Below are 4860 nucleotides of genomic sequence, written 5' to 3' on the forward strand. Positions count from 1 at the left end.
GCAAGAACAGCGCCGCCTACGATTCTCTTCCATTCTTCAATTGTCAAAGAACTGTGACACCCGAAAGCGTCAGACCCAAATCATTGGGCAAATCAGTGAGCCAACTCTAGATCGCAAAAACAAATTGTCAACCCAGCAAATAACCGCCAGGCAAAACAACCAGACGCAACCTAAAGAAAAACCAGTCCGTCGCCGCAAAACTCGTAAGCCGCAGCGCCGGTGTGACCCCTATGTAGGATAAGCCTCGGACAGCGTCAACCCCTGAATAATTATCCACAGCCGCACACAGCAGGACGGATCCCAAATAGCCCAAAACAGCTCAGTGGGCGTCGTCCCAATTGGCGGCCGCGCGCGCCTCAACGGCAAGCGGCACCTTGAGTTTCACGGCCGGAAGGGGCGCCTGCTCCATCACCTGGCGGACCAGCGGAATGGTTGCGTCGATCTCCACGTCCGGCACCTCGAACACCAGCTCGTCGTGCACCTGCAACAGCATCCGCGCCGAAAGCCCGGCCTTTTCGAGCGCCGGCTCCATGCGCGCCATCGCGCGGCGAACGATATCCGCCGCCGCCCCCTGCAACGGCGCGTTGATGGCCTGACGTTCCACGAATGCACGCTCTGAAGCGTTTTTCGAGTGGATCTGGGGGTAGTGACACACGCGCCCGAACGCCGTTCTCACGAAGCCGTTGTCGCGCACGAATCGCTTCGTCTCTTCCATGTAGTCGCGAATTCCGGGGAATCGCTCAAAATAGCGCCGGATATAGGCGCCTGATTCCTCGCGGCTGATTCCCAACTGATTCGCCAGCCCGAAAGCCGAGATTCCGTAGATGATGCCGAAGTTGATGGCCTTTGCGCGCCGGCGAATCGACGGGTCCATCCCCTCCACCGGCACGCCGAACATTTCGGACGCCGTCATCGCGTGGATGTCGATGCCGTTCTCGAAGGCGTTCCTGAGCTGGGGAATGTCGGCGACATGGGCCAGCAACCGCAGCTCGATCTGCGAATAATCCGCCGATACGAGCTTCCAGCCTGATTCGGCCACGAAGGCCTTGCGAATCTTCCGCCCCTCTTCCGTGCGAATCGGAATGTTCTGGAGATTCGGATCGGATGACGCGAGTCGTCCCGTCGTCGTCGCCGCCAGCGCAAAGGAAGTATGCACGCGGCGCGTCTGCGGATTGATGAAACCCTGCAATGCATCCGTATAAGTCGAGCGCAGCTTCGATAGCTGGCGCCAGTCCAGAATGCGCGCGGGCAGTTCATGCCCCTGTTCGGCAAGGTCCTCCAGCACGCCGGCTCCGGTCGCCCACTGGCCGGTGGCCGTCTTCTTCGCACCCGGCAGCCCCATGCGCCCGAACAGGATCTCGCCCAGTTGCTTCGGCGAGGCGATGTTGAAGCTCTCGCCCGCAAGGCGATGAATCTCGGCCTCCAGCCCCCCCATCCGCTGCGCGAACTCGCCCGACAGGCGCGCCAGAAGCGCGGGATCGATCATGATGCCGCGCCGCTCCATGCGCGCCAATACGGCAACCAGCGGACGTTCCAGCGTCTCGTAAACGGTGGACTTGCTCTCGGAAACGATGCGCGGCTTCAGCAGCTTCCACAAACGCAACGTCACGTCGGCGTCCTCGCCGGCATAGGCCGTCGCCTTGTCGATGGCCACCTTGTCGAAAGTCACCGCCTGCCGCCCCTTGCCGGCCACGTCGGCGAAACTGATCGGCTTATGGCCCAGATGCTTTTCCGAAAGCGCGTCCATGCCGTGCGTCCCACGTCCGGCATCGAGCACATAAGAGAGAAGCATCGTGTCGTCACAGGGCGTCACCTCGACACCGTAGCGCGCGAACACGAGCCAGTCATATTTGAAATTCTGCCCCACTTTCAGCACGGCTGCATCCGTCAGCAGCGGCTTGAGGCGCTCCAGCACGGCGCGAACGGGAAGCTGCGCCGGCGCATCGGCGCCATCGGGCGGCTCGCCCTCCCCGAACAGCCCCGCCTGTGTCTCGCCCGCCCGATGGCCAAGCGGGATGTAACAGGCGCGTCCGGGTTCCGTCGCAAGCGATATGCCCACAAGGTCGGCCGCCATCGCATCGAGCGAATTGGTTTCCGTATCGACGGCGACGAAGCCTTGCTCGCGCGCCTGCGCGATCCACCGGTCCAGCGCCTCGAACGTGGTCACGGTTTCGTAAACGCCGGTATCGACGGAAACGGTTTGCTGGTGCGCGAGCGCGCGCGCCGCGACATCCGCCGGTCCGCTCTCCTGCCCCCCTTCGCCTGCCGATGGTTGCGCCGCATCCGCCGCCGCGGGACGCGGCGCGCCGATATCGGCCGGCGTAATCTTTTCCGAATCGATATCGTACAGTTCCGCCACGCGCCGCGTGATGGTGGTGAATTCCAGTGCCTTGAAAAAAGCGATCAACCGTTGCGGGTCCGGCACGCGAAGGGTGAGTTCGTCCAGCGGGCAGGCCAGAGCGACATCATCGACGAGTTGCACCAGCCGGCGCGACAGACGCGCCTGCTCCGCATTCTGCTGCAACGCCTCGCGCCGCTTGGGCTGCTTGATTTCCTGCGCACGCGCCAGCAGCGAATCGAGATCGCCGTATGCGCCGATGAGTTGCGCGGCGGTCTTGATGCCGATGCCGGGAACACCGGGCACGTTGTCTGTCGAATCGCCCGCCAGCGATTGCACGTCCACGACCTGACGCGGCGGCACGCCGAAATAGGCGACGACTTCCTCCTCCCCGATCAGACGTTCGGCGCGGTAGCTGCCCCGGGATTGCGTGCCGGACGCCGGATCGTACATGACGACGCCGGGGCGGATCAGTTGCATCAGATCCTTGTCGGCGGAAATGATCAGCACCTCCGCCCCCGCCCCCTGCGCCTGCCGCGCGTAGGTTGCGATGAGGTCGTCGGCCTCGTAGCGATCCTGCTCCACCGGCGTGAGGCCGAAGGCGCGCACGGCCTCGCGCATGAGCGGGAATTGCGGCACCAGATCCTCCGGCGGCGGCGGACGGTTCGCCTTGTAGGGAGGATACAGCTCCTTGCGGAACGAATTTTCGGACTTGTCGAATATGATGGCGAGATGAGTCGGCCGCAGGCCGGCCGCGCCCTCGCGAATGAACTGAAACAGCTTCGTGCAGAACAGCCGCACCGCGCCGGTAGGCAGGCCGTCCGACCGATAGTTGTATTTCCGGTCCTGATTCATGGACTGGAAATAGGCGCGGAAAACGAACGACGAGCCGTCGACGAGGAAAACACGGTCCCCGGCGCCCGGCGCGCGGGAACCTCCGGCAATCGGAGCGGAGGTTTCGGAAGGGTTTCCGGGCGGCGTGGCCGCGCAAGCATCGGTCTTGTTCATGCTCCATTCATAACCTGTTTTGAATGACGGCCAAACGTCAAATCGACCGCGACCACACGCCGGCGCGAGGCATGCCGCGGGCGCAACGTCGTTCCCGGCCATGATAAAATTCCTGCACGGATTGCAATACCATTATCGATAAAAAGTCATCGGTTCATATTAAGACTTTATCACATATATGACGCCGATAGCGACATGTATATTACTCATCGAATGATACGTGTTGCGCATTGACCGTATATATTGATGTATGTCATACATTAAAATTGACATATGTGCAGCTTTCAGATGACGATATCGTGAGTGGCAGGGAAATATGTGGCAAGTGGAGACAGCGCGATGAATGACGGGATCGGGACCTCAGGCATCCACTCTTCTTCGGGTTCATCCGGCATCCGACCGAATGCGGTGAACGGTTTGCTGGCAGCTACGGGAAACATATTCTGACTGGATACAGGTCATGTATCCATATGGCGCACGGATACACGAAACCGTCACCTTCGGATTCAGTAGCTTTGTGTGGCCACGACAAGTTCTCGCCGGTCTCGCATCCTTGACGGATGCCAGATCTCCATCCATTCACATTTTCGGCGGTTGAAGCGCAACATGAATGGCAAATCGAACACCCTGGCGGAAAAAAACGCCGTGAAGGAAGAAGCTTTCCACGCCGAAGGCGACGCCGATATCGGACGCAGGATTCGCTTTCTTTTCGAACGTCTGGGCGGGCAGAAGGCAGCAGCAGCCACGGACAAGTCCATTCGTTCCCTGCAACGATACTTTTCCGGCGCCGAGCCGCCCGCGAGCGTCGTCAAGGCGCTGGCGAAGGCGACCGGCGTTTCCGCCGACTGGATTCTCTTCGGCGGCGACGAGCCGACGCTACAGCCTTCCGGCACGGGCGGCGGCAACCAGTTCGTCTACGTGCCGAAGTTCGAGGCGGCCGACGCCGCCAGGGGGATCGGCCAGGACAACAGCCAGTCGTCCGCCATCGCCATGCGCGAAAGCTGGCTGCGCGGCATCGGCACCGATCCCCGGCATGCTTGCCTGCTGGCCTTCGGCGGCGACAGCATGGAGCCCACCATTCGCGACGGCGACCTTCTGCTCATCGACCGCTCGGTCGGACAGATCATCGATCACGGCATTTATGTGCTGCTCGTGGGCGGGCGGCTGCTGGTGAAGCGCGTACAGCTCCGGCACGACGGTTCCCTCGTGCTGCGCAACGACAATCCCGCCTATGAGATCGAGACGGTTTCGGCCGAAGATGCGGGACGTCTCGTCATCGAAGGCCGCGTGCGCTGGTTCGGGCGCACCGTGTAGGATATTTCCTCGGATTCTCTTGATCCGGAGCGAATCCGGTCGGTCAAATGATTCCATTTGATCGGAAAGCACGCTAGGGTCTAAACTCAACGGCTAATTTATGATTCAATCGGCTCATGGAGGATATCATGCCATGAGTCGGTTGTTTTGGTTGAATGACGAGCAGTGGTCGAAGATCGAGCCGCTTCTACCGCATTACG

General features: G+C 61.1%; 3 protein-coding genes. 2 read left to right on the plus strand and 1 reads right to left on the minus strand.

Annotated elements, in window-relative coordinates; all coding sequences use genetic code 11:
- The coding region (locus ACOYJQ_RS18725; protein WP_433460595.1) for a hypothetical protein at positions 1-241 on the plus strand (241 nt) is incomplete at its 5' end.
- Between the two features lie 78 nt (positions 242-319).
- Here the strand turns inward: ACOYJQ_RS18725 and polA are convergent.
- A complete protein-coding gene (gene polA, locus ACOYJQ_RS18730) occupies positions 320-3346 on the minus strand; it encodes a DNA polymerase I (protein ID WP_433460596.1) in 3027 nt (1008 codons plus the stop codon).
- 606 nt (positions 3347-3952) lie between these two features.
- Between polA and ACOYJQ_RS18735 the strand changes: the two genes are divergently transcribed.
- Positions 3953-4660, plus strand: a complete 708-nt coding sequence (locus ACOYJQ_RS18735) for an XRE family transcriptional regulator (RefSeq protein WP_433460597.1) — start codon at positions 3953-3955, stop codon at positions 4658-4660.
- The last annotated feature ends 200 nt before the right edge of the window (positions 4661-4860 follow it).

Source organism: Pseudochelatococcus sp. (genome assembly GCF_050946405.1).
Classification (GTDB): Bacteria; Pseudomonadota; Alphaproteobacteria; order Rhizobiales; family Beijerinckiaceae; genus Pseudochelatococcus.